Origin of the sequence: Nocardia abscessus (assembly GCF_015477775.1) — a bacterium.
GTDB lineage: Bacteria > Actinomycetota > Actinomycetes > Mycobacteriales > Mycobacteriaceae > Nocardia > Nocardia abscessus_A.
This window is the reverse complement of sequence record NZ_JADLQO010000001.1, coordinates 258684-281902: the sequence shown is the minus strand read 5'-3', so window position 1 is coordinate 281902 and position 23219 is coordinate 258684. Positions and strand designations below refer to the sequence as shown.

Genomic DNA, 23219 nt, shown 5'->3' with positions numbered 1-23219 from the left:
GCTCCCGGTTTCGGGGCGTGGGCCGCTTCCGCGCCACCGCATGGTGCGCCGTCCTCAGTTCGAGATGCCGGCCGCCTGGCGGAGGTAGGTGGTGTCGGTCAGTTGCTCGATCATGAAGCCGGCGATGTCGGCACGGGCGATCTTCAGGGCGAGACCACGCTCGCCTGCCGGGAACCCGCGCCGGTAGCTGCCGGTGGCCGGGCCGTCGGTGAAGGCGCTCGGTCGTACGATCGTCCAGTCCAGGTCGCTGGCCAGCACGTACTCCTCCTGCTGGACGTGGTCGGCGTAGGCCGGGCGCAGCAGCAGCCCGAACATCACGTACTTCCACAGGAAGTTCAGGTTGCCCCGGCTGTCGCCGACGCCGAGCGTCGTCTGGCAGATCAGCCGCTCGACCCCGGTGCGATTCATCGCGTCGATGATCGCTTTGGTGCCGCCCGCCCGGACCACGCCCTTGCGGCCGTTGCCGAGCGAGATCAGCACCGCGTCCTGCCCCTCCACCGCTCGCTGCACCGAATTCGTGTCCAGCACATCGCCTTCCACTACGCGCAACCGCTCGTGCCGCTGCCCGACGCTCGCGGCGCTGCGGGTGAAGGCCGTGACCTCGTGCCCCTCCCGCAGAGCCTGCTCGACGACGAGACGACCGACGGTACCGGTGGCGCCGAAGACTGCGATTCTCATGGTTTTCCCTCTTCCGGTCGAAAAGCTGTTGTGTTGTTGGTGAATTCAGTACATCAGCGGGAAGCGAGACGAACCATGGCCGTGAGTCTCGATGACATAAGAGACTGTCTCAGCGCAGCTTCGCGAAGAACTCCGTGATCTCCTCCGCCATCAGCGCGGGCGCGACGTGGTGCAGGTAGTGGGTGAACACGTCGTGCGTGCGCCAGGACACGATGTTGTGGTCGCGCTCGGCGAAGCGGCGGATGCCGTGGAAATCGCCGGTGGAGCCGCACAGCGCCAGCGGAACCGTGGACGGCGCCGAGGGGTGCTCGGCTTTGTCCTTCTCGAAGTAGTGCCGGATCGCCGAGCCCGCGGTGCCGGTGAGCCAGTGGATCGCGATGTTGGTCAGCACGAAGTCGTCGTCCAGGTCCGGGCCGAGCAGCTGCCCGTTCCAGCCGACCAATCCGGCGGGCGAGTCGGTGATCGCGTGCGCCAACGTCTGCGGCTGCTGCGATTGCAGCACGTTGAAGCCCATCTTGTTCTTCACGAACCAGTCCAGGGTGGCCAGCGACTGCTGCTCGCCCTCGTCGAGATCGGCGAACTCGGCCGGATCACCGGACGGGAACGAGTACACCTGCGTGACGTGCACCCCGACCACGTTGTCCGGAGCCACCCGCCCGAGTTCCGGGGAGATCTGCGCTCCGCCGTCGTTGCCCACCGCGCCGTAGCGGGTGTAGCCGAGCCGCCGCATCAGCTCCGCCCAGGCGCGGGCGATGCGGCCGTCGTGCCAGCCCGCCTCGGTGGTGGGGCCGGAGAATCCGTATCCCGGCACGGAGGGGATCACCAGATCGAATCCGGCCGCGGTGAGCGGCTCGATGACGCCGATGAACTCGACGAAGGTGCCCGGCCAGCCATGCGTGAGGATCAGCGGGAAAGCGTTGTCCTGCGCGGACTTCACGTGCAGGAAGTGGACGTTCTGGCCGTCGATCTCGGTGGTGAACTGCGGGTAGGCGTTCAGCGAGTTCTCGACCGCGCGCCAGTCGAACCCATCGCGCCAGTACCCGACCAGGTGCCGCACCCGCTCGACGCTCACGCCGTAGGTGTCGCCGGAGCCGGGGATCTGCTCTGCCCAGCGGGTGCGGGCCAGCCGATCGCGCAGGTCGTCCAGGTCGGCCTGGTCGACGTCGATGCGGAAGGGGGTGATGGCGGTCATGTCCTGCTCCTTTTGAAACGGAATGCTCTGTTCTGATTGAACTGTAACAGAACGGATTATTCCGTTTCAAGTGCTATTCTCGACGCATGCCGAAGACATCCGAAGCCCCAGCTCAGAAGGGCCTACCCGGCCGCAAGGCCCAAGCTGCCCGCAACGACGGCCTGATCCTGGAGGCCGCCCGTGCGGTGTTCCTCGCCGACGCCACGGCCCCGATCTCCGCCGTCGCCGAACGCGCCGGCGTCGGGATCAGCGCGCTGTACCGGCGCTATCCGAGCAAAGAGGTGCTGCTGCGCACGCTCTGTCACGACGGCCTGCGCCGGTACAACGCGGAAGCCGATGCGGCGTTGGAGGATCCGGACGGCTGGAGCGGCCTGGTCGGCTTCCTGGAGCGCGTGGTGGACGCCGACGTGCACTCGCTCACCGTGCACCTCGCGGGCACCTTCACCCCCGACGAATCGCTGCTGCCCGATGTTCGGCACGCCGCGGAGGTGACGGAGGAGATCGTGCGCCGCGCCCATGCCACCGGCAAGCTGCGTCCGGACGTGACCCCGCAGGATCTCGGCCTGATCCTGGAATCCTGTGCTGCGGTCGCGGTGCCCAGCCCGGAGCGCACCGTCCAGCTGCGTCGCCGCGTGCTCGCGATGCTCGTGGCCGGGTCGAGCGCGGACGGTGATCTGCCCGGCCCGCCGCCCGCGCCGGACGAGTTCAGCTGGCGTTGGGCGCGGCGATGAATTTCCCCGCCCCAACCGGTCCGCACTGGTACGAATACCGCTGTCCGCACCGAAAGGATGTGCCGTGAACTGGACACTCGAGGTAGTGATCGTGCCCGTGTCGGATATCGACCGGGCCAAGCAGTTCTACGCCGAGCAACTCGGCTTCGCCGTCGACCACGACACCGAGATCGACGACAACGTGCGAATCGTGCAACTCACCCCGCCGGGCTCCGGGTGTTCGATCGTGATCGGCAAGGGCGCGGTACCGGATATGCCCCCCGGCTCCCTGCAGGGCCTGCAACTGGTGGTCAACGACCTGCGCAAGGCCCACGAGGAACTGACCTCCCGCGGCGTCGAGGTCACCGAAATCCAATCCGTCGGCGAGAACCCGACCCCCATGCCCGACCCCCTGGACAACGTCGGATTCTTCTTCTTCACCGACCCCGACGGCAACGGCTGGGGCGTCCAGCAGATCTCCACCCGCCCGTGAGCGAACTGATACCGGCAACAGCGCCGACTGCCTGGAGCCGGTGAAGAAGATTCGGCGCCGAAGGGCCGGGGCCGGTCCTGCGGTCGCCTCAGTGAACGCTCAGCGAATCGATTCGTCGATCAGGACCATGAGTTGGTCGGCGATGGCGGGTGTCGCGGCGATCGTATCGGGAGAGTCGAGGCTGTGCCCGCGGGCGGCCGAGTCGAGGACGACCGCCCCCGCCTCGCGGGCGATGAGCACACCGGCGGCCGTGTCCCAGGGCTTGTTGGACAGCATGACGCAGGCATCGGTCCGTCCCTCGGCGACCCAGACGAGGTCGAGCGCGGCGGATCCGAACATTCGCACCCGCTCGACGGTTGCCGCCAGTGCAGCGGTGAGTGCGATGCGGCGTTCGTTTTCAGGCTCCGCGTCCGGTCCGACCGCGTAGTCGCCCACGGAAACGATGGCTCGGTCGAGCGTTTCGGCGTTGCTCGCCTTGATCGGCTTGTCGTTGCTCCACGCGCCCTGGCCGGCCGCAGCGTAGTACTCCAGTCCGAGGAACGGTGCGCTGACGACGCCGATCACCGGTTGGCCGTCGCAGACCAGAGCCAGCGACACGGCACAGAGCGGCAGCCCATGGATGAAGTTGGAAGTTCCGTCGATCGGGTCGAGAATCCACAGGTACCGGCCAGCGCTACCGAGCGACACCTCTTCCAGTTCCTCACCCAGAAAACCGAATCCGGGTGTCGCTTCGGCCAGATATCGTCCGATGTGGTCTTGAATTCGGTGGTCCAAGTCGGTGGCGTAGTCGCGGTCGCTCTTGGTCCGAATGCTTCCCCGCTCGGCGGTGCGTAGAAGTTCGGCGCCTCCGTCGACTGCCGAACGGGCGATTTCGAGCAGTTCGTCTCGACTCACTGTCATACCGACGGAACCTCCCGGACGCTGGACACATCGTTTCGCAGATCATCCTGCCCCAGCACGCCGGGCACGGAGAAGGTGCCCGCAACTCCTCGGTGCGCTGGAACGAGTGGATGAGGCCGCGTTCAGCACGGCCCGACCCGTCCGCGAGCCGGTCGGTGACGAACGCCGAGTGGGTCTGCCTCGGCTAGCGGGTGCCGAGGAAGAGGGTTTGCGTGCTGCGGCCCAACGGACCCTTTTCGTCGTAGAGCGCCGATTCGGCCATGCCTATGCCATGGGGTTGGGGATAGGTGACGGCGTCGAGGCAGACCCATTCGCCTGCGGGCTGGCGGTGCAGGGTGACCGTCAGATCGGTGTTGATGAACAGGTACTTCGACCAGTCCAGGATCGCGCTGACGCCGTTGCCGGAATCGGCGGCCGCGAGGGTGCGCTCCAGCGGGCTGGGATCGGTGCCCGCGACGATCGGGTGCTTGATCCTGATCCAGCAGACCGCGGGGCCGGGTTCGGTGAAAGATCCGCTGACGAAGCGGTATTCGATGGCGGTGTGGAAGCCGACCGGCTGGGTGGACGGGAACGGCGCGGGCACGTCCGCCTGCTCGGGGCCCGGGCGCGTGCCCGTGGGCAAGAAACGTTCCGGCAGCGGCAATTCCGGCGCGGCCAGCTTGAACCGCCAAGCATTCGCCCGCATCACCGGCCCGCGCTCGGAAGACAGCGTCGCCTCGATGAGTTCCACGCTGCGGCCGGGGCGGACGACGCGCGCCACCGCGGTGAGCGGTTCCAGCGGCACCGGGCCGAGGATCTCGACCGCCACCCGGCCCACCTGGAACCCCGCGCGCGGCTCGCACCGCTCGATCACGTGACCGAGCAGTGCCGAGGGCGGGCCCGCGTGCTGGGCATCCGGCGACCAGGGGCCGCGGGTGAGCTCGGTCGAGAGGAAGCGATCCGGCTGGTCCGGGTCGGGGAGGTAGAAGGCGTCGCTCACAGCTGTGCCTCTCCGGCGCCCGGCTCGGTCGTATGGGACCACGGAATGTGTCCTCGATTGCTTCGCTGGTGCTCACCCACGCCGTACGTCCTCCGGGCCGATCGGTCTTTCCTCGACGGTAGCCCGGCTGCTGAGCCGCGCCGCCGTCAGGCCCGCCCGAACGCGAGGGCCACATTGTGCCCGCCGAAGCCGAACGAGTTGTTCAGCGCGAAGTCGATGCGCTGGGGACGCGGCGCACCCGCCACGATGTCCAGGTCGATTGCCGGATCACGGTTGTCGAGGTTCAGGGTGGGCGCGACGACCTGGTCCCGCAGGGTGAGCATGGTGATCAGCGATTCCAGAGCGCCGACCGCTCCGATCGAGTGCCCCAGCGCGGATTTCGGGGCGTAGACCGAGGCCTCGGGCACGACGGACGCTATCGCGTTGGCCTCCGAGGCGTCGCCGATGGAGGTCGACGTGGCGTGCGCGTTCACATGCTGGATGTCCGAAGGCCGCAGCCCGGCGGTCTCGATGGCCTTGCGCATCGCGCGAGCCGCGCCTATCCCCTCCGGCTCGGACGCGACGATGTGATAGGCGTCGGAGGTGATGCCCGCGCCGAGCACGCGCCCGTGCACGGTGGCCCCCCGCGCGCGTGCGTGCCGCTCCGACTCCAGCACCAGCAGCGCGCCCGCCTCGCCGAAGACGAACCCGTCGCGGTCCCGGTCGAACGGGCGGGACGCGCGTTCCGGATCGTCGTTGCGGGTGCTCATGGCGCGCATCATGGCGAAGCTCGCGATGGGCACGGCGTCGATGTGTCCTTCCACGCCGCCCGCCACCACCACGTCCGCCTCGCCGGTGGTGATCAGCCGCCAAGCGTGCGCGATCGCCTCCGATCCCGACGAGCACGCCGAGACCGGTGCGAAAACCCCGGCTCTGGCCCCGATTTCGAGGCCGACGGTGGCGGCGGGCCCGTTCGGCATCACCATCGGCACCGACATCGGCGACACCTTCCGGTACCCGCCCGTGCGCATCGCGTCGACCGCCGAAATCAGCGCGTCACCGCCGCCGAGCCCGGTGCCGACGGCCACCGCCAAGCGGTCGCCGTCCACCTCTGGCGCGCCCGCCGAGCGCCACACCCGGCGGCCGAGTACCAGCGCCATTTGCTCGACATAGGAGTGCCTGCGCTGTTCGACCCGGGTCAGCTCGGCGCCCGGCTGTGACTTCAGCTTGCCGCCGATACGGACCGGCAGGTCGTACTCGGCCACGAAATCGTCCTCCAGCGCGCCGATTCCGCTGTGCCCCGCCAGCAATCCGGACCAGGTCGTATCCATGTCGTCGGCCAGCGACGTGGTCGCCGCGTATCCGGTGACCACGACCGAATCCCGAGTTTCTGAAGCGATTGTTACAGTCACGATGTCATGAATACCTGTACCAATCGCTACAGTCAACCCATGGCTCGCCCTCTCGACCACGCCAAACGCGCCGAACTCCTCGCCGCCGTCGTGCGCTACATCGCCGATCACGGCCTCGCGGACCTGTCGCTGCGCCCGCTGGCCGCCGAGCTCGGCACCAGCTCGCGCATGTTGATCTACTACTTCACGACCAAGGAGGAGTTGCTGGTCCAAGCGCTGGCGACACAGCGCCCCGACATCGCGGCCCTCTTCGCCGACATCCGGGACGCGTCCGAACTCCGCGACCGGCTCTGGGACTTCTGGACCGCCAACACATCGGGTGACGGCCGCACGAGCGTCCAAGTGATGCTCCAGGTCCTCGGCGCGGCGTGCGCTCCGCGCAGCCCGTATCTCGACTACGCCACCTCGGCCATCGCCGTGTTCGTGTCGGCGCTGGCCGACGGGCTGCGCGGCTTGGAGGTGGATGATCCAGAAGTCGTCGCGACCCTGCTCGTCTCGGGACTGCGCGGCATTCTCCAGGACCGGTTGATCACCGGTGAAATCGAGCGCACCGATCGCGCGGCCCGCCGCCTCATCGACCAGACGGTGCGGTGAGCGCCGCTCAGCTCCGCAGCGTGGACGGCGTTTGGCGTGAATCGAACTTCTTCGCGAAGGTTTCCAGCAGCCAGTGGTATTTGGTGTTCTGGAAGGCGGCGATCTGCCATCTGCCGTCTCGCCGCACGGCGACGGCGGTCTGCACTTTCGTGTTGCGCCGAGTGCGCCGCTGCTTGCCTTTGAGTACCGCGCCTTTGCCGTGGACGACCGCGACGTCCGGGGTGAGGAAATGGAGCTGGGTGATCTCCCCGTCCAGGTGTGTGCCCTTCAGGAACTTCTCGAACAGCGATACGTGCGAGGCGGCGATGTCTGCCCGGCCTTTGAAATGCGTGCCGACCCAGGTGACGTAGTCCGCGTCCGGTGTGAACACGGCGGCGAAAGCTTCGGCGTCGCCGGCGGCCCACGCCTCCGCCTGGCGATCGAGCAGGTCACGGATTGCGTGCTCGTCGGTGCGCTGGTCCACGGACATGCCATCTCCCGTAAGATGAATCGATCAATAACTGATCGAGTAAATAGTTGACTGAGTAAGATACTTACCGAGTAAGGCAAGGTTGTCAACATGTCGAACCGTGCGGAGTTGGACGTCGCGCTGACGATGGCCGCCCAGCGCAGTGCCACCGATGCCGTGATGATGCATCAGGCGGTGGCCGATCGACTCGGTTTGCACGTCACCGACCTGCGTTGTCTGAACTTGCTGCGCATCGGCGGCCCGGCGACGGCGGGCGAACTCGCCACCCAGACCGGCCTGACCACCGGCGCCATCACGCGGATGATCGACCGGCTGTTGAAAGCGGGCTATGTCCGCCGGGAACACGACGAGCAGGACCGGCGGCGGGTCATCGTCAGCGTGGTCCAGGAGAAGATCGATCAGATCGCGCCGCACTACGAAGTACTGGCGAACGAATTCGGCGCGGCCATGGCGGATTACACCGCTGAGCAGATGGAACTCGTGCTCGAGGTGTTCGACCGGCTGCACGAGACGTCGTTGCGGGTGACCGCCTTGTTGCGCGGGGAAGAGTAGAGCGCAGGGGAAAAGTGGAGCGCTGCCGCCGCCCGCCGGAACGCGGCGGGCGGCGGCAGGTCGCTAGGAGACGACGGGCAGGTAGACGGCGTTGCCGCGGTCGGCGAACTCGGCGGACTTCTCGGCCATGCCCGCTTCCAGCGCCTCGGCCTCGTTCAGGCCCTGGCGCGCGGCGTACTCGCGCACGTCCGCGGAGATCCGCATCGAACAGAACTTGGGGCCGCACATGGAGCAGAAGTGCGCGGTCTTGGCGGGTTCGGCGGGCAGTGTCTCGTCGTGGTACTCCCGCGCGGTGTCCGGATCCAGGGACAGCGCGAACTGATCACGCCAGCGGAACTCGAAACGCGCCTTGGACAGCTCGTCGTCGCGCTGCTGTGCGTGCGGGTGCCCCTTGGCGAGATCGGCGGCGTGCGCGGCGATCTTGTAGGTGATCACGCCCACTTTCACGTCGTCGCGATTGGGCAGGCCCAGATGCTCCTTCGGCGTGACGTAGCAGAGCATGGCGGTGCCCGCCTGCGCGATGATGGCGGCACCGATGGCCGAGGTGATGTGGTCGTAGGCGGGTGCGATGTCGGTGGCGAGCGGGCCGAGGGTGTAGAACGGCGCCTCTTCGCACCATTCCTCCTCGAGCCGGACGTTCTCCACGATCTTGTGCATCGGCACGTGACCGGGGCCCTCGATCATCACCTGCACACCGTGCGATTTCGCGATCTTGGTCAGTTCGCCCAGGGTGCGCAGCTCGGCGAACTGCGCCTCGTCGTTGGCGTCGGCGATGGAGCCGGGCCGCAGGCCGTCGCCGAGGGAGAAGGTGACATCGTAGCGCGCGAGGATCTCGCAGAGTTCCTCGAAGTGCGTGTACAGGAACGATTCCTGATGATGCGCCAGGCACCAGGCGGCCATGATCGAACCGCCGCGCGAGACGATGCCGGTCACCCGCTTGGCGGTCAGCGGCACGTAGCGCAGCAGCACGCCCGCGTGCACGGTCATGTAGTCCACGCCCTGCTCGCACTGCTCGATCACGGTGTCGCGGTAGATCTCCCAGGTGAGCGCGGTGGGATCGCCGTTGACCTTCTCCAGCGCCTGGTAGATCGGCACGGTGCCGACCGGGACGGGGGAGTTGCGCAGAATCCACTCGCGGGTCTCGTGGATGTTCTTGCCGGTGGACAAGTCCATGATGGTGTCCGCGCCCCAGCGGGTCGCCCACACCATCTTCTCCACCTCCTCGGCGATCGAGGAGGAGACGGCCGAGTTGCCGATATTCGCGTTGATCTTGACCAGGAACTTCTTGCCGATGATGGTCGGCTCGAGCTCGGGGTGCTTGTGGTTGGCCGGGATCACCGCGCGGCCCGCGGCCACCTCTTCGCGCACCACCTCGGGCGCGACTCCTTCGCGCGCTGCGATGAAGCGCATCTCCGGCGTGACGATGCCCTCGCGGGCCCAGGCGAGCTGGGTGCGCGGACCCGCGCCCTGCGGCTTGGTCCACGTGTCGCGCAATTTCGGTAGACCGGCTTCGAGATCGATCGCCGCCGTCTGGTCGGTGTACGGGCCGGAGGTGTCGTAGACGTCGAAGTGCTCCCCGTTGGTCAGGTTGATCCGGCGCACCGGAATGCGCAGGTCGTCGACTTCTAGATAGTGCTTGACGCTGCCCTCGATGGGGCCGGTGGTGACGCTGTCGACGGGTGCGGATCGGCCGTCGGACGCATTGGCGAGTGCCATCTTGTTCCTCCCTACGCCGGCATTACCCGGTCAGGTTCATACGGTCGACGGCCCTGACGCCTCTCGGCTAGCCGTCCTCTCAGCCCGCTGGTGCGAGCCCCCGTTGGTTGTGGAATTTTCCCGCCCGACCATACCCGGACCGCCCGGACGCGTGCCCGGCGATCGGCCGGGATCGAGTGAACTCCCAGGCAGCGGCGTCAGCGCTCGTGCGGACCGATCGGGAATCCGAGGGCGCCGAAGGTCGCGTTCAGATTGATCTCCAGCTGGGACACCAACGCGTCGGCCTCGGCGAGCATGGACACGACGTCCTCGGTGCGGCAGCCGACCTGATCCGGTGCGTTCGGCGCCAGGCGCTCTTTCAGCCAATTGAAGGTGTCCGCCATGCCGAGCGAGGGCAGCGTCAGGTGCTCGCTCAGGTGATCGCGCTTGAACAGCACGGAAGCGCCGCCCGCGCAATACTGCTGTGCCAGACGCTCGTTGGTCCAGATCGGCACCGCCTCGTCGAAGACGCCGTGGTAGAGGAAGATCGGCGCGGTGGGAATGTTGCGGCCCAGCACGGTCGCGTCGAACACCTCTGCGATCTCCGGTACGGCGAGGAAGTCGGCGATCGGAATCGTCAGCACGCGCTGATAGTCGACGAACATCTGGGTGAGCGCGTTGCGCGGAAGGCATTGCGTCGCGGTCCGGTCCATCAGCGCTCTGCCCTCGGGCGTCAAGTAGCGGTCGGATGCCGCGCGGAACGCCGGGTACGCCTTGCGCAGCGACGAGATGCCGATGCCGATGAGACTCGCGAACATCGAGCCGTTGACATGCAGCAGGGACACCACGTCCGAGGTCGGCGCACCGAGCGCGATGCCCTTGACGTTCAGTTCGGGCGCGTAGGCAGGCTGCATCTCGGCCGCCCAGCCCGACCCCATCCCGCCGCCGGAGTACCCCCACAGCGCGACCGGGGTGTCCGGGCCGTCCAAGCCCAACGGCTCGAAGCGCTCGGCGGCGCGGATGCCGTCCAGCGTCATGTATCCAGGTTCTTCGGCCACCGCGAGATGCCCTTCCAGCCCCTCGTAGTCCGGGACGGACACCGCCCAGCCCTGACTGAGCAGGGCCGCGATCGCGATCAGTTCGCTCTGGGAGTGGATGCCTTCGAGGCCGGGCAGACCCGCGCCCTGGCGCAGGACGAACGACGGGGCGCAATCCGGACTCGCGCTGTCGTAGTAGAACTGCAGCGAGACCAGCGGGCGGGAGCGGTTCGGATCGGCCCCCGCGGGCAACAACACCGTGGTCACCGCCGCGGCGGGTTGCCCGAACAGATCGGTGGTCCGGTACAGCAATTGCCAGGACCGCACGTTCAGCGGGAGCGCGGTGAGCACCGCCAGACGTACCTCTCGTGCGCGCAAGATCTCGCCCGGTTCGCGGGACTCGAGTCCCTCCGGCGTTTCGTAGAACGAATCCGATTGCGGTAGTGGCACCGCCGCCGCGGGTGGCATTCCCGCGAGCAGGGCGTAGCCCGCCGCCACCACCGTCACCACTACCGCCGCCAGCGCGCGCACGCCGCGGTGGCCGCTGCGCTCCTCGATGCTCACCGCCACGTCCCGGTCCTTCCTCATCGACGTGACAGTGATTACAGCACGGCATCTGTTTACCAACAAGAGTTCTTGTTGAAAACGTGCACGGCCGCTCGGGGTGGAAATCTCGGCGGTTTTACGGGTTGTCCGTGGTCTCCGGCCGAGCCGAATGACCCGGCGCGCCGTGGGTGCGGCGAGCTTCCTTCATCTCGGCTTCGAAGATGTGGCGGCGGCCGTCGAGCAATTCGTCCCGGGCGGCTCGTTCGATGTCGCGGAACAGGCCGTAGTAACCGTCGTCGTATTCCTCGACGATCTGGAAGGTCCAGCGCCCGGTCAGGACGTTGCGGCCGATCAGCTCGGTGGCTATCCGATCGGCGAAGCGAGCGTGACCGGCCTCGCGGAACAGTTCCACCGCTTCGTCGAGCGCCAGGTCGGCCCCGCCGGTCAGCTGATGGAAGGCGTAGAGGTGGCCACGGGCGCGTTCGACGGTTTCCAGAGCTTCCGAAAGTTTGCCGGTGGCGGCGACGGTGGCGTCGTCGACGCCGTCGGGGCGGCGGTGCGCAACGTCCGGGCGATCGGTCATGACCTCGCTCCTTGTCCGGCATATGTGGCGGCTGTAGCGGCGGCGTACCCGGATAGGGTCGCGCCCAAGCGTCGGTAGGCCGCTGCGGCGCCCGGCGCGGCCTGGCGCTTCCCGGCTATCGTCGAGGCATGACCCGCAGCACCTCCGCCGCGCGGCCTGCCGCGAGCCCGGCGCGGCGCCGGATCCGTGGACTCGACGCCGAGCAGCGCAGCGCCCAGCGGCGCAGCCAGCTTCTCGACGCCGCCACCGAACTCTTCGCCGAACAGGGCTTCGCCGGAACCTCGATCGAGCAGATCTGTCAGCGCGCGTACGTGGGGACCAAGGGCTTCTACGACCACTTCGAGAGCAAGGAAGCGTGCTACATCGCTTTGCTCGAGCAGGTGACGGCACAGATTCAGCAACGCGTCGTGGATATCGCGGCCACCACCGCCGACGCGGCCTGGCCGGAGCGCGTGCAGGCGATCGTCGGCGCGTTCGTGCACGCCATCACCGACGATCCGAGGTTGGGCAGAGTGACCTTCGGCGCGGCGGGCGGTATCTCACCCGAGGTCGAACGGCAACGCCGCGCCAATCGCCGCTGGGCGGCGGCGTTTCTCGATCGGCAGTGGTCTCCCGGCGATCGCCCGCAGCTGGCCTTGGCCACCATCGGCGGCATCTTCGAACTCGTCGCGGACTGGCTGCACACCGACCCGGCCCCATCCCCCGGCACCCTGATCGATGACCTCACCCACTTCGTGACCGTCGTGGAGTCCGGCCGCCGACCCGGCGAACTTCGCACCGACGGCTGACTCCTCGCACCGGCGTCACCGATGTGAGGAGTTCACGGCAGATGCGAGTTCGCCGGAACCCGTCAGCGGGCGTTGGCGGAGCCGGTGGTGATGGCGTTGACGAGCTGGAAGATCAGGTAGGCCAAGGGAGAGCTGCAGGTCGGAGGCTGGCTGGAGGTGCAGCCTCCCGAGCCGGTCGAGGACGATCCGGAGTCGGCGACCGTCGCGGGAGCGGCGGTGGCCACCGCGGGGGCGAGTTGCGCGGGAACCAGCAGGGCACCGGCGACGACGAATCCGGCTATCGAGCGCTTCATAATCCTTCTCTCAGTACGCCCCCGGTAAGTTTCTCCTCCGGAAGGGAACGCTACTGGCCGTAGGATTTTCTGCGAAGCCCTCGATTCAGGGGTCTTCGGTGGGGTCTGCGGGAAGGATGCGCCCGGTGACATCGCCCAATCCGATCCGGGCCGCACCCGGACCGGGAGCCGACGCGGTGATCGTCACTTCGTCGCCGTCCTCCAGGAAGGTGCGTTGTCGACCGTCGACCAGGAGCGGTCGGCTGCCGCCCCAGGACAACTCGATGAACGAGCCGCGCTGGTCCGGCCCGGGGCCGGAGACGGTGCCGGAGGCGTACAGATCGCCGGTGCGGGTGGACGCGCCGTTCGCGGTGAGATGGGCGAGCATCTGCGCCGGTGACCAGTACATCCGGGCGTACGGCGGGTACGTGACCGGTTGACCGTTCCACGCCACGGTGAGCTCGATGTCCAGGCCCCACGGCTCGGTTCCCCGCAGGTAGGGCAGTGGCGCGGGTGACTGCTCGGGCAGCGGTATCCGCGCGGCCTCGAGCGCGGCCAGCGGGGTGATCCACGGCGATATCGAGGTAGCGAACGACTTCCCGAGAAACGGGCCGAGCGGCTGGTACTCCCAAGCCTGGATGTCGCGTGCGGACCAATCGTTGACCAGCGCGACGCCGAAGACCCGGTCGCCGAACTCGTCGATCCCGACCGGTACGCCGAGCCGCGAGCCGACACCGATCACGAAGCCGAGCTCCGCCTCGATGTCCAGCCGCCGCGAGGGGCCGAAATCCGGTGCGCCGGAATCCGTTCCGCGCTGACCGCAGGGCCGCGCCACTGCCGTGCCGGAGACCACGACGGTGCCTGCCCGCCCGTGATAGCCGACCGGCAGGTGACGCCAGTTCGGCAGCAGCGGGTCACCGTCCGGGCGGAACAGGCGGCCGAGGTTCGTCGCGTGATCGATGCTCGCGTAGAAATCCACGTAGTCGCCGATCCGCACGGGCAGCCGCAGTGCCACGTCGGCCAGACGGTGAACCGCGGCGACGTCGATCTCGCCATCGACCGATTCGCGGACCCGATCGCGGACCGCGCGCCAGCGTGCGGGCCCCTGGGCCAGGAAGGCGTTCAGGTTCGGTGCGGCGAACACCGGGTCATCCAGTACGGCGGCCAGGTCGATGACCTGGTCACCGAGCCGCACCCCAACCCGGGGGGCTCGGCCCTCCGGAGCGAACACCCCGTACGGCAGGTTGTCCCTGCCGAACAGTGAGTCGGGCGGTACCTCGACCCTGGTCCTCACTCGGGGCCCCGCCCGGACCAGGTCCACGCGTAGGTCGGATCCTCGCAGGCCAGAGCTCCTTCGCCGAGTTCCAGCGGGCGGAAGGTGTCCACCATGACGGCCAGTTCGTCGAAGTACTCGATGCCGATGCTGTTCTCGTAGGCGCCGGGCTGCGGGCCGTGGGCGTAGCCGCCGGGGTGCACCGACACCGAGCCCTGGGTGATCCCCGAGCCTTTGCGCGCCTCGTAGTTCCCGCCGCAGTAGAACATGACCTCGTCGGAATCGACGTTGGAGTGGTAGTAGGGCACCGGGATCGATAGCGGGTGGTAGTCCACCTTGCGCGGAACGAAGTTGCAGACGACGAAGTTGCCGCCCTCGAACGCCTGATGCACGGGCGGCGGCTGATGGATGCGCCCGGTGATCGGTTCGAAGTCCGCGATGTTGAAGGTGAACGGATACAGACAGCCGTCCCAGCCCACCACGTCGAACGGGTGGGTGGCGTAGATCATCCGGGTGCCGACGACCTGCCCGCCGGGCCGGTGCTTGACGAGTACCTCCACCTCGGCGCCGGAGGCGTTGATCGTCTCGGCCGGCCCGTGCAGGTCGCGCTCGCAATACGGGGCATGCTCGAGCAACTGGCCGAACTTCGACAGGTAGCGCTTCGGCGGCGTGATGTGGCCGGTCGCCTCGATCACATACGCCCGCAACGGTTCCGGGCCGGTCGGCCGCCAGCGGTGGGTGGTGGCACGCGGGATGAGCACCTGGTCGCCCTGACGCGCGGGGAGCGCGCCGAACACGGTCTCGACCATCGCGGAGCCGGATTCCACGTACACCAGCTCGTCGCCGATCGCGTTGCGGTACAGCGGTGATCCGCCTTTGGCGACGACGTAGGAGATGCGCACGTCCGCGTTGCCGAGCAGCAGGCGCCGCCCGGTGACCGGATCGGACTCGGCCGGGGTGTCGCCGGGGAACAGGGTGTGCAGGCGTAAATGCCGGTGGCGCAGTGGATGATTAGGCGTCGTCCGCTGATCGGGCAGCTCCCACACCGTCGAGTCGACCAGTGCGGGCGGCAGGCCGCGGTGATAGAGCAGCGAGGAGTCGCCCGAGAAGCCCTCCTCGCCCATCAGCTCCTCGTAGTAGAGCCGGCCCTGCTCGTCACGATGCTGGGTGTGCCGCTTCGGCGGTACCGCACCCACTTGCCGATAGAACGCCATGACCGTTCCTCCGCCAGCCGGTGGTCGGATAGTTGATCACCATCGTAGTGACCGGCCCGGCCGTGCGGAGCGGGAATTCCGCTTGATCAGGCGTTTCGCAGGGCGCGATAGACCGAGGCCCCGACGAACGCGCCGAGATCCGCCGGTGTCCAGCCGTCCTGGTCCGCGAGCAGCGCGCGCACGGCCCCCTCCCCGGCGGAAACCCACTGCTCCACCAGCACGGGCAGCTTGCGCTCGGCGTCCACGGTGCCCCAGGCCCGCAACGTCGGACGCAGGAGCTTGGTGCAGCGCTCGAGGACGAGCGCGCGACCACGACCGAACGAATTCGCCACGGCGGGGTCGGGATTGCCGTAGACCAGCCGCCATGCCTCGGGCCGGCTCGCTGCTTTGGTCAGCAGCGCGCGAAAACCTTCGACGAACACGGTCTCGTCCGCGTCCACGTCGCGTGGCGTCACCACCTCGAACACCCCGCTGACCAGGTAGCCCTCCTCGCGCTGGATCAGCGCCTCGATCAGTTCGACCCGATCGGAGAAGCAGGCGTAGACCACCGGCCTGGTCACTTTCATCCGCTCCGCGATCGCGGCCATGGTCACCGCGGCGACGCCGTGCTCCACGGCGATGGCGAGCGCGGTGTCGAGTACCTGCGGGCGGCGGCGCTCCGGGCCGAGGTGTTGCGCCCGCTGCCGTGGTCCCACCGACGGATCGCCGTTCAGGCCGCCCAGCCTGGCGCTCGCTGTCCGGTTCCCACTGCTGCGACGGGGGAAAGGCGGTTGTGCCGGGCGGGTCACGGGCGCCCGGATCCGTCGGCGAATTCGGCGATCACCGGGGCGTGGTCGCTGGCGCCCTTGCCCTTTCGCGCCTCGCGGTCGACCATCGCGTCGGTCACGGTGGCGGCCAGGGCGGGGGAGGCGAGAACGAAATCGATGCGCATCCCCTCTTTACGCGGGAAACGCAGCTGCGTGTAGTCCCAGTAGGTGTAGACGCCCGGCCCCGGTGCGAACGGACGCATGACGTCCGCGTACCCGGCCTCGACGACGGCCTGGAAGGCATCGCGCTCCGGCCGCGAAGTGTGCGTCTTGTCGGCGAAGTACTCCACAGACCACACATCGTCGTCGGTCGGCGCGATGTTCCAGTCGCCGACCAGCGCGATCTTGGCCTGCGGGTCCTCGGCCAGCCAGCGCGCGCCGTTGTCCCGCAGCGCGGCAAGCCATTCCAGCTTGTAGGTGTAGTGCGGATCGCCCAAGGTGCGGCCGTTGGGCACGTACAGGCTCCACACGCGCACGCCACCGCAGGTGGCCCCGATCGCGCGGGACTCGACGACCGGCGTGCTGATCAGCGACTCGCCCGCGTCCTTGTCGAATCCGGGCTGATCGGGGAAGGCGAACTCGACGTCGGTGAGGCCGACCCGCGAGGCGATCGCCACCCCGTTCCACTGGTTGATCCCCAGGTGGGCTACCTCGTAGCCGAGCTCGTCGAAACGCTCGAACGGGAACTGGTCGTCCCGGCACTTGGTCTCCTGGAGGGCGAGCACGTCGATGTCCTGGCGGTCGAGCCAGTCCGCGACACGGTCGAGCCGGGAGCGGATCGAGTTGACGTTCCAGGTGGCGAGACGCACTGCGGCCTTCCTTCGGACTGTTGACAGGTCTGTTCTACCGCAGGCCGCCGGGCCCGGCGAGGGGTTCCGGCGCGGCGTAGCGGTAGGCGTGGTGTTCGACGAAACCCAGGTCCCGGTACATCGCGCGGGCCGGCTCGTTGGTGGCCTCCACCTGGAGATAGGCGTGCGTCGCACCGCGGTCGCGGCCCCAGCGCACCAGTTCGGCGCAGACCAGCGAGCCGAGCCCGTGCCTGCGGTGCGCGGCGGCGACGGCCACGCAGGTGAGCCCGACCCAGCGGCGGCCGTCCGGTGCGGTGGTGAGCGCGCCGCGGCCGATCGCGATGGGACGCGGTAGGCCGAGCGAGGCGAAGCCGAGTTCGCCGTCGAGCACCGCCGTCAGCACCTCGGGAAGCGGCGCGGGGGCGGAAATCGCCTGCGCGGCCGAATCTTCGCCGTCGTAGCGGTGCATCTCCAGCCAGTCGGCGTCCGGTGCGGGCGCGATCCGCACCATCGGAGGGCCTTGGGGCAGAACGAAATTGTCGATATCGATCGCGAGCATGAGCGTCTCTCGCCAGCTGTGCCAGCCGGGCGGCGCCGGGGCCAGCCGATCGGGCAACGCGAGTTGCAGCGGCAGGCCGTGCGCGGTGTACCACTCGCCGATGCGGTGCAGCGTCTCCGCGGACAGGACGGCCGGGCTGCCGGAGCTGCCCAGTGGCACAGCGGAATTCGCGCGACCGGTGTACCCGTGACCGGCCCGCACCAGCCAGCCGTCGATCCAGGTGTGCTCGACGCCGGGCCAGGCGTAGGCGGCCGCGGCCTCCAGCGCGCGGATCTCCTTCGTGCGAATCGGCCTGGGGCCGATGGCTTTCAGCGCGATCACGCGGTCCGGCGCGACCGAGACGACCGCGCCGTCGGCGCCGCGCACGGTCGGCGGGTCCAATGACACCAGTTCGCCGATCACGTCGGTCAGCGGTTGGGGATAACCCGCGGGCAGTTGATAGCGCAGCACCACGCGGCGGCCGAGCGGGATATCCGGCAGGCCGGCGGCGGGGTCAGTCGTCATGCCCGAACGGATCGGGGTCGGTGCCGGGCAGCCAGCTCAGACCCGGTGTGCCCCAGCCGTTCCGTTTGATCGCCTTCTTGGCGGCCCGTGCGTTGCGGCCGATCAGGACATCTACGTAGAGGAACCCGTCGAGGTGCCCGACCTCGTGCTGGAGCATGCGGGCGAAGAAGCCCTTGCCCTCCACCTCGACCGGCTCGCCGTGCTCGTCGGTGCCGGTCACCTTGGCCCATTCGGCGCGGCCGGTGGGGAACTGCTCGCCGGGCACCGACAGGCAGCCCTCCTCGTCGTCGTCCGGGTCGGGCATGGTCTCCGGAATGTCCGAGGTCTCCAGCACCGGATTGATCACCGCCCCGCGGCGCCGGGTCGCGGTGCCGTCCGGGCCGAGGTCAGGGCAGTCGTAGACGAACAGGCGCAACCCGACGCCGACCTGGTTGGCCGCGAGTCCGACGCCGTGCGCCGCGTCGAGCGTTTCGTACATGTCCGCGATGAGCGGAGCCAATTCCTCCGGCGATTGGGTGACCCGCTCGGTCGGGTTGTGCAGAACCGGGTCGCCGACTATCACGATCGGGAGGATTGCCATGGGCCAATTATTGCCGTGGGTGCCACGTCACACCGCCTCGGGTGCCAGGGCGGGCACCGAAACTACCGGCAGGTAGCGAACACGCCGCGCCGTGGACCGGGCGATTCCCGGTGCGCGTGGTTGAATATCCCGCGACGTACAAGCACCATTTTCGTCTGGTGGTCACTCGGCGAGGGAGCGAGATGGACGGCGCAGCGGCACGGAATCTTTCCGCGATCCAGGACGGCCTCGCCGCGAGCGAAGACGGCACGGCTGAGCACGCCGCGGCCGAGCAGGCCGACGGCGACGCACTGAGCCGGCGCGAACTCGACATCCTGGCCTTCGAGCGACAGTGGTGGAAGTACGCGGGGGCGAAGGAAGAGGCGATCCGCGAGCTGTTCGCCATGTCGCCGACCAGGTACTACCAGGTGCTGAACGCGGTGGTCGACCGGCCGGAGGCGCTGGCCGCCGACCCGATGCTGGTGAAGCGGCTGCGCAGGCTGCGCGCGAGCAGACAGAAGGCGCGGGCGGCACGGCGACTGGGATTCCAGGTCTGACCCGGCGATGCCGACCCGGACCCGCCCGGTGCGACTAGGCTCGCGAGGGTGAGCTACCCGAATCCCACCTCCGGTGGGCCACCGTTGCGTGCCCTGGCGATGGTGCTGATCGCGTTGGCCATCGTCTTCGCGGGCCTCGGCGCGATGTCGCTGTCGAATTCCGATGCCGATACCGACGCCTCGGGAACCAGCGAAACGCCGACCTCGAGCGCGTCGGCCGCGCCCCAGGTCCCGGCGAGCACCACCGTGCCCAAGGCGCTGACCTCGGCCGCGTCCTCGTCCACCGCGGTGGCGACCGGGACGCCGACCACCACCGCCGCGGCGACCACCACCGCCGCGGCGACCACCACCACCGCCGCGGCCCGTTCGGTGCCGGTGCGCGTGCTCAACAACAGCATGGTGCCCGGTCTCGCCGCCAAGACGGCCGACCAGCTCTCGGCGAGTGGCTGGACGATCGCGGAAACCGGCAACTACCCGGGCGCCAACATCGCGAAAACCACGGTGTACTACGGCAATTCGCCCGGCGACAAGGAGGCGGCGCAGGCCGTCGCCGACGAGCTGGGCGCGTCGGTCGCGCCGAAGTCGAGCGGGATCGGGGACTCCGGGCCGGGTGTAACGGTGATCGTCACGGGTAATTGACCCGTGTGGCCGCCGCGCACGCGCGGACCGGCCGAGACCGGATGAGGGCGCGCCGCCCTGTCGAGGGCGTGACACGGCGGTCGTGGCATCATCTTGTCCGGTAACGAACGTGTCCACCCAGCTTTACTCGTAAACTCGGTACTCGTAAAGGAGTTCCCCGATGGCCCCGTCCACAACCCGACGCCCGTCCTGGCGGACTGTGACCCCGGTGCTCGCGGTCGCGGTCTTCGGCCTCGCCGCCTGCTCGAACAGCCAGGAGTCGAGTGACGTCCAGGGGACGACCCCGCCGGTGTGGACCGGGTCCCCCGCTCCGGCCGGACAGTCGAGCACCGAGCACGGCATGCCGCACACCGCGTCCGGGGCGAACGTGGAGCTCAAGGACCCCTCGGGCGCCTCGGTCGGCACCGCGAACTTCACCGAGGACGGCAGCCACCTGCAGGTCACCGTCGAGGCACGCGGGCTGCGTCCCGGCTTCCACGGCCTGCACGTGCATCAGATCGGCAAGTGCGAGGCGAACTCGGTCGCGCCGACCGGCGGCCCGGCGGGCGACTTCTTGTCCGCCGGTGGTCATCTGCAGGTCGGCAGCGCCAACGCGCACCCGGCCAGCGGTGATCTGACCTCGCTGGAGGTGCGCTCCGACGGCGCCGCCAAGCTGGTCACCACCACCGACACGGTCACGCTGGACGACGTGAAGGGCAAGGCCCTGATCATCCACGCCGACGCCGACAATTTCGGCAACATCCCCAACCGTTACGTCCGTGCCGATGGCGTCGCGGGCCCCGACGAATCGACCCTAGCGACGGGCGACGCGGGTGGCCGTGTCGCCTGTGGCGTGATCCAGTAGCGCGGTGGCATATGGCCGGGGCAGGAATCGAGCACGTTCCCTTCGAAGGTTCGCCCCGGCCCACCATCGGGGTCGAATGGGAGATCGCGCTGGTCGACAAGGTGACCCGCGATCTGTCGAATACCGCTGCGGAGGTCTTCGATTCGCTCGGTGACCTGCGTGCCCACGACGGCACCCCGCAGGTGACCAAGGAGCTGCTGCGCAACACCGTGGAACTCGTCACCGGCGTGCACGAGACCGTGGGCGCGGCGGTGGAAGACCTGACCGGCACCATGAACACGGTGCGCCGCGCCGCCGACCCGCTCGGGGTCGACCTGTTCTGCGCGGGCACCCATCCGTTCGCGCAGTGGTCGGCCCAGCAGCTGACCCGGTCGGAGCACTACGACGAGCTGATCGAGCGCACCCAGTGGTGGGGCCGCCAGATGATGATCTGGGGCGTGCACGTGCACGTCGGAGTCTCCCACCGCGACAAGGTTTTTCCGATCCTCAACTCGTTGCTGCTGTCGTACCCGCATCTGCTCGCGCTCTCCGCGGCCTCGCCGATGTGGTCCGGGTCCGACACCGGCTACGCCAGCAATCGGACGCTGATGTTCCAGCAGCTGCCGACCGCGGGCCTGCCGTTCCAGTTCGAGAACTGGACCCAGTTCGAGCATTTCGTGCACGATCAGCTCAAAACCGGGGTCTTCACGCAGCTCGGCGGCATGCACTGGGACATCCGCCCGGCGCCGAAGTGGGGCACCATCGAGGTGCGGGTCTGTGACGGCATCTCCACCCGCGCCGAGCTCGCCGCGATGGCCGCGCTCATCCACTGCCTGATCGTCGACCTCGATCACCGCGTCGAGAACGGCGAGGACCTGCCGACGCTGCCGCCGTGGCATGTGCAGGAGAACAAGTGGCGCGCCGCCCGCTACGGGCTGGACGCGATCATCATCACCGACGCCGACAGCAACGAGCGATTGGTCACCGACGACCTGAACGATCTGCTGAACCGGCTGGAGCCGACGGCGGCGCGGCTGGACTGCGCGGACGAGCTCGCGCTGGTGGCCGAGATCCCCAAGCGGGGCGCCTCCTATCAGCGGCAGCGCCGGGTTGCCGCGGCATCGCAGGGCGATTTGGTCGCGGTGGTGGACGCGCTGGTCGAGGAGCTGAAACAGTAACGTCCGGCCGCGGATAGGTCGGTTGCCGTTCAGCTGGCCAGGGGGACGGCGTTCACCCCCCGTTTACTATGGTCGGATGCTAGTCGAAGACCCGGGTTCCAAAGTAGGAAGCGCGGCACCGAGCCGCCGCGCGCCACAGACCCGGGTTCGGGTCGCCGCGGCGGTGGCCGCGGTGCCGGTCCTGCTGCTCGTGCTGCAGGTCGTCGCCGTGGGGCAGGGATTCGAAGGCCCGCTGGAGAGTGTGGCGCGGGATTACGTCGGTACACCCAAATCCATGTCCGTGCCCTGGGCCGGGCTGGTGCTTGCGCTGGTGGGCATTTCGGCCCGGCGGCGATGGGTCGCGGTCGGCGTCGCGGTGGCCGTCGACGTGGTGTGGGCGGGCGCCCGCTTGCTGGCGGGGGAGCCGTTCGCGGTCGGCAACGGTCCGGTGATCGTGCTGACCGGCCTGGCGCTGGTGGCCTGGCTGCGCTGGTCCGGTCGCGAACGGCGCGACGCGCTGCACGCGGTCGCGCTCGGCGCGCTGCTCGTCCTGGCCACCAAGGTCGGTGACGTGTGGCTGCACGTCACCGTGATCGGCAGGCCCACGGTGCTGGACGAGTACGTGATGCTCGCCGACCATGCGCTGGGCGACCCGTCATGGGTGCTCGGCCGCGCGGTCGACGCGCTGGGGCCGGTGGTCTACGCGGTGCTGCACTGGGTCTATATCGAGCTGCCCGTGGCGGCGATCGTCGTGGCTGTGTGGCAGCTGCGCCGAGTGGTGTCGTCGGGCCGGTGGCCGTCGCACTATCTGGTGCGGACCTTTCTCGTGCTCGGGCTGATCGGCCCCCTCGTTTATGTGCTGTTCCCGGTCGTCGGGCCGATGTTCGCCTACGGACCCGACGGCAACGGGCTGCAACTGGGCAACTACTGGCCGGGCGTAGTGCCGCCGATCGATCGGAATCCGATGCCGCTGCCGTTCGACGCGGCGATCCCGCGCAACTGCATGCCCTCCATGCACACGGCCTGGGCGTTGTCGGTATTCCTGCACACCCGCCGCGGCATCGACGGCGAGCCCGCTCCGCGCTGGCTGCGCTGGGGCGGCGCGTTCTGGCTGCTGGCCACCCTGACGGCCACCCTCGGTTTCGGTTACCACTACGGCGTCGACCTGGTCGCGGGCGCGGTGCTGTGCCTCACCGTCGAATCGGCGCTGCGCGAGCCGGAGCGCGGCTGGGGATGGTTCCGCGTCCGGCTGGTCGCCTCCGGTGCGGTCGTGCTGGCGGCGCTGCTGCTGTCCTACCGGTACCTCGCCGTGCCGATGGCCGAGTACCCGGTGCTCGCGGGCACCGTCGTGCTCGGGCTGCTGGCCGGACTGGCGGCGGCCTTCCACGCGACGTGGTTCGCGACGGTGCGAGAGGCGCGCCAGGTGGAACGGGAAGTCGAGCCGGCCACGAGCTGAGGCCG

General features: G+C 68.7%; 26 protein-coding genes and 1 riboswitch. Of the genes, 10 read left to right on the top strand and 16 right to left on the bottom strand.

What is annotated here, in order from left to right:
• Positions 1-54 precede the first annotated feature (54 nt).
• Complete coding sequence (locus tag IU450_RS01460) at positions 55-678, bottom strand: NAD(P)-dependent oxidoreductase (RefSeq protein WP_195147966.1); 624 nt, start codon at positions 676-678, stop codon at positions 55-57.
• Between the two features lie 109 nt (positions 679-787).
• Positions 788-1870 carry an epoxide hydrolase family protein gene (locus IU450_RS01455; protein ID WP_195147965.1) on the bottom strand — a complete coding sequence of 361 codons (1083 nt, stop codon included), beginning with the start codon at positions 1868-1870 and terminating at the stop codon, positions 788-790.
• A gap of 86 nt (positions 1871-1956) precedes the next feature.
• On the opposite strand from IU450_RS01455, the gene IU450_RS01450 reads away from it, so the two are divergent.
• Both IU450_RS01450 and IU450_RS01445 read left to right on the top strand, forming a co-directional pair.
• On the top strand, positions 1957-2601 hold the full coding sequence (locus IU450_RS01450; protein WP_195147964.1) for a TetR/AcrR family transcriptional regulator: 645 nt from the start codon (positions 1957-1959) through the stop codon (positions 2599-2601).
• A gap of 64 nt (positions 2602-2665) precedes the next feature.
• Complete coding sequence (locus tag IU450_RS01445; RefSeq protein WP_195147963.1) at positions 2666-3073, top strand: VOC family protein; 408 nt, start codon at positions 2666-2668, stop codon at positions 3071-3073.
• A gap of 99 nt (positions 3074-3172) precedes the next feature.
• Here IU450_RS01445 and IU450_RS01440 read toward each other — a convergent pair whose 3' ends face one another.
• The 3 genes from IU450_RS01440 to IU450_RS01430 form a co-directional block, all read right to left on the bottom strand.
• Positions 3173-3973 carry an inositol monophosphatase family protein gene (locus IU450_RS01440; protein ID WP_195147962.1) on the bottom strand — a complete coding sequence of 267 codons (801 nt, stop codon included), beginning with the start codon at positions 3971-3973 and terminating at the stop codon, positions 3173-3175.
• 184 nt (positions 3974-4157) lie between these two features.
• On the bottom strand, positions 4158-4952 hold the full coding sequence (locus IU450_RS01435) for a thioesterase family protein (RefSeq protein WP_195147961.1): 795 nt from the start codon (positions 4950-4952) through the stop codon (positions 4158-4160).
• A gap of 146 nt (positions 4953-5098) precedes the next feature.
• On the bottom strand, positions 5099-6343 hold the full coding sequence (locus IU450_RS01430; RefSeq protein WP_195147960.1) for a KasA/KasB family beta-ketoacyl-ACP synthase: 1245 nt from the start codon (positions 6341-6343) through the stop codon (positions 5099-5101).
• A gap of 39 nt (positions 6344-6382) precedes the next feature.
• Between IU450_RS01430 and IU450_RS01425 the strand changes: the two genes are divergently transcribed.
• A complete protein-coding gene (locus IU450_RS01425) occupies positions 6383-6937 on the top strand; it encodes a TetR/AcrR family transcriptional regulator (protein ID WP_195147959.1) in 555 nt (184 codons plus the stop codon).
• 7 nt (positions 6938-6944) lie between these two features.
• Here the strand turns inward: IU450_RS01425 and IU450_RS01420 are convergent, their stop codons facing one another.
• On the bottom strand, positions 6945-7406 hold the full coding sequence (locus tag IU450_RS01420; RefSeq protein WP_195147958.1) for an SgcJ/EcaC family oxidoreductase: 462 nt from the start codon (positions 7404-7406) through the stop codon (positions 6945-6947).
• A 90-nt stretch (positions 7407-7496) separates the two neighbouring features.
• Here IU450_RS01420 and IU450_RS01415 point away from each other — a divergent pair, with 90 nt between their 5' ends.
• Positions 7497-7958 carry a MarR family transcriptional regulator gene (locus IU450_RS01415; protein ID WP_195147957.1) on the top strand — a complete coding sequence of 154 codons (462 nt, stop codon included), beginning with the start codon at positions 7497-7499 and terminating at the stop codon, positions 7956-7958.
• 63 nt (positions 7959-8021) lie between these two features.
• Here the strand turns inward: IU450_RS01415 and thiC are convergent, their stop codons facing one another.
• The 3 genes from thiC to IU450_RS01400 all read right to left on the bottom strand — a co-directional run bounded on the left by thiC (position 8022) and on the right by IU450_RS01400 (position 11819).
• Positions 8022-9674 carry a phosphomethylpyrimidine synthase ThiC gene (thiC, locus tag IU450_RS01410; RefSeq protein ID WP_228833896.1) on the bottom strand — a complete coding sequence of 551 codons (1653 nt, stop codon included), beginning with the start codon at positions 9672-9674 and terminating at the stop codon, positions 8022-8024.
• Positions 9666-9788, bottom strand: a riboswitch (TPP riboswitch). It overlaps the preceding gene by 9 nt.
• Before the next feature lie 83 nt (positions 9789-9871).
• On the bottom strand, positions 9872-11278 hold the full coding sequence (locus tag IU450_RS01405; protein ID WP_195147956.1) for a lipase family protein: 1407 nt from the start codon (positions 11276-11278) through the stop codon (positions 9872-9874).
• 94 nt (positions 11279-11372) lie between these two features.
• Positions 11373-11819, bottom strand: coding sequence for a hypothetical protein (locus IU450_RS01400; protein WP_195147955.1), 447 nt, complete (start codon positions 11817-11819; stop codon positions 11373-11375).
• A 128-nt stretch (positions 11820-11947) separates the two neighbouring features.
• Here IU450_RS01400 and IU450_RS01395 point away from each other — a divergent pair, with 128 nt between their 5' ends.
• Complete coding sequence (locus IU450_RS01395) at positions 11948-12607, top strand: TetR/AcrR family transcriptional regulator (RefSeq protein WP_195147954.1); 660 nt, start codon at positions 11948-11950, stop codon at positions 12605-12607.
• Positions 12608-12669: 62 nt separating this feature from the next.
• On the opposite strand, the gene IU450_RS01390 is transcribed toward IU450_RS01395, so the two are convergent.
• The 7 genes from IU450_RS01390 to IU450_RS01360 form a co-directional block, all read right to left on the bottom strand.
• Entirely contained in the window at positions 12670-12900 is a 231-nt protein-coding gene (locus IU450_RS01390; RefSeq protein WP_195097283.1) for a hypothetical protein, read from the bottom strand.
• 85 nt (positions 12901-12985) lie between these two features.
• Positions 12986-14173, bottom strand: a complete 1188-nt coding sequence (fahA, locus tag IU450_RS01385) for a fumarylacetoacetase (RefSeq protein WP_324197490.1) — start codon at positions 14171-14173, stop codon at positions 12986-12988.
• Positions 14170-15366, bottom strand: a complete 1197-nt coding sequence (locus IU450_RS01380) for a homogentisate 1,2-dioxygenase (RefSeq protein WP_195147952.1) — start codon at positions 15364-15366, stop codon at positions 14170-14172. Before IU450_RS01380 ends, fahA begins: the two co-directional genes overlap by 4 nt.
• A gap of 86 nt (positions 15367-15452) precedes the next feature.
• The gene (locus tag IU450_RS01375) at positions 15453-16061 is read right to left on the bottom strand and encodes a TetR/AcrR family transcriptional regulator (RefSeq protein ID WP_324197536.1); all 609 of its coding nucleotides are present in this window, start codon (positions 16059-16061) and stop codon (positions 15453-15455) included.
• Between the two features lie 89 nt (positions 16062-16150).
• Positions 16151-16981, bottom strand: a complete 831-nt coding sequence (locus IU450_RS01370; RefSeq protein ID WP_195147951.1) for an exodeoxyribonuclease III — start codon at positions 16979-16981, stop codon at positions 16151-16153.
• A 34-nt stretch (positions 16982-17015) separates the two neighbouring features.
• Positions 17016-18023, bottom strand: coding sequence for a GNAT family N-acetyltransferase (locus IU450_RS01365; RefSeq protein ID WP_195147950.1), 1008 nt, complete (start codon positions 18021-18023; stop codon positions 17016-17018).
• Positions 18013-18603, bottom strand: coding sequence for a peptide deformylase (locus IU450_RS01360; RefSeq protein WP_195147949.1), 591 nt, complete (start codon positions 18601-18603; stop codon positions 18013-18015). The genes IU450_RS01365 and IU450_RS01360 overlap by 11 nt, the downstream gene beginning before the upstream one ends.
• A 182-nt stretch (positions 18604-18785) precedes the next feature.
• Here IU450_RS01360 and IU450_RS01355 point away from each other — a divergent pair, with 182 nt between their 5' ends.
• The 5 genes from IU450_RS01355 to IU450_RS01335 all read left to right on the top strand — a co-directional run bounded on the left by IU450_RS01355 (position 18786) and on the right by IU450_RS01335 (position 23214).
• The gene (locus IU450_RS01355; protein WP_195147948.1) at positions 18786-19139 is read left to right on the top strand and encodes a DUF3263 domain-containing protein; all 354 of its coding nucleotides are present in this window, start codon (positions 18786-18788) and stop codon (positions 19137-19139) included.
• A 48-nt stretch (positions 19140-19187) separates the two neighbouring features.
• Complete coding sequence (locus IU450_RS01350) at positions 19188-19778, top strand: LytR C-terminal domain-containing protein (protein WP_195147947.1); 591 nt, start codon at positions 19188-19190, stop codon at positions 19776-19778.
• Between the two features lie 160 nt (positions 19779-19938).
• On the top strand, positions 19939-20622 hold the full coding sequence (gene sodC, locus IU450_RS01345) for a superoxide dismutase[Cu-Zn] (protein WP_195147946.1): 684 nt from the start codon (positions 19939-19941) through the stop codon (positions 20620-20622).
• A gap of 11 nt (positions 20623-20633) precedes the next feature.
• Complete coding sequence (locus IU450_RS01340; RefSeq protein WP_195147945.1) at positions 20634-21779, top strand: glutamate--cysteine ligase; 1146 nt, start codon at positions 20634-20636, stop codon at positions 21777-21779.
• 76 nt (positions 21780-21855) lie between these two features.
• On the top strand, positions 21856-23214 hold the full coding sequence (locus IU450_RS01335) for a phosphatase PAP2 family protein (RefSeq protein WP_195147944.1): 1359 nt from the start codon (positions 21856-21858) through the stop codon (positions 23212-23214).
• Positions 23215-23219 lie beyond the last annotated feature (5 nt).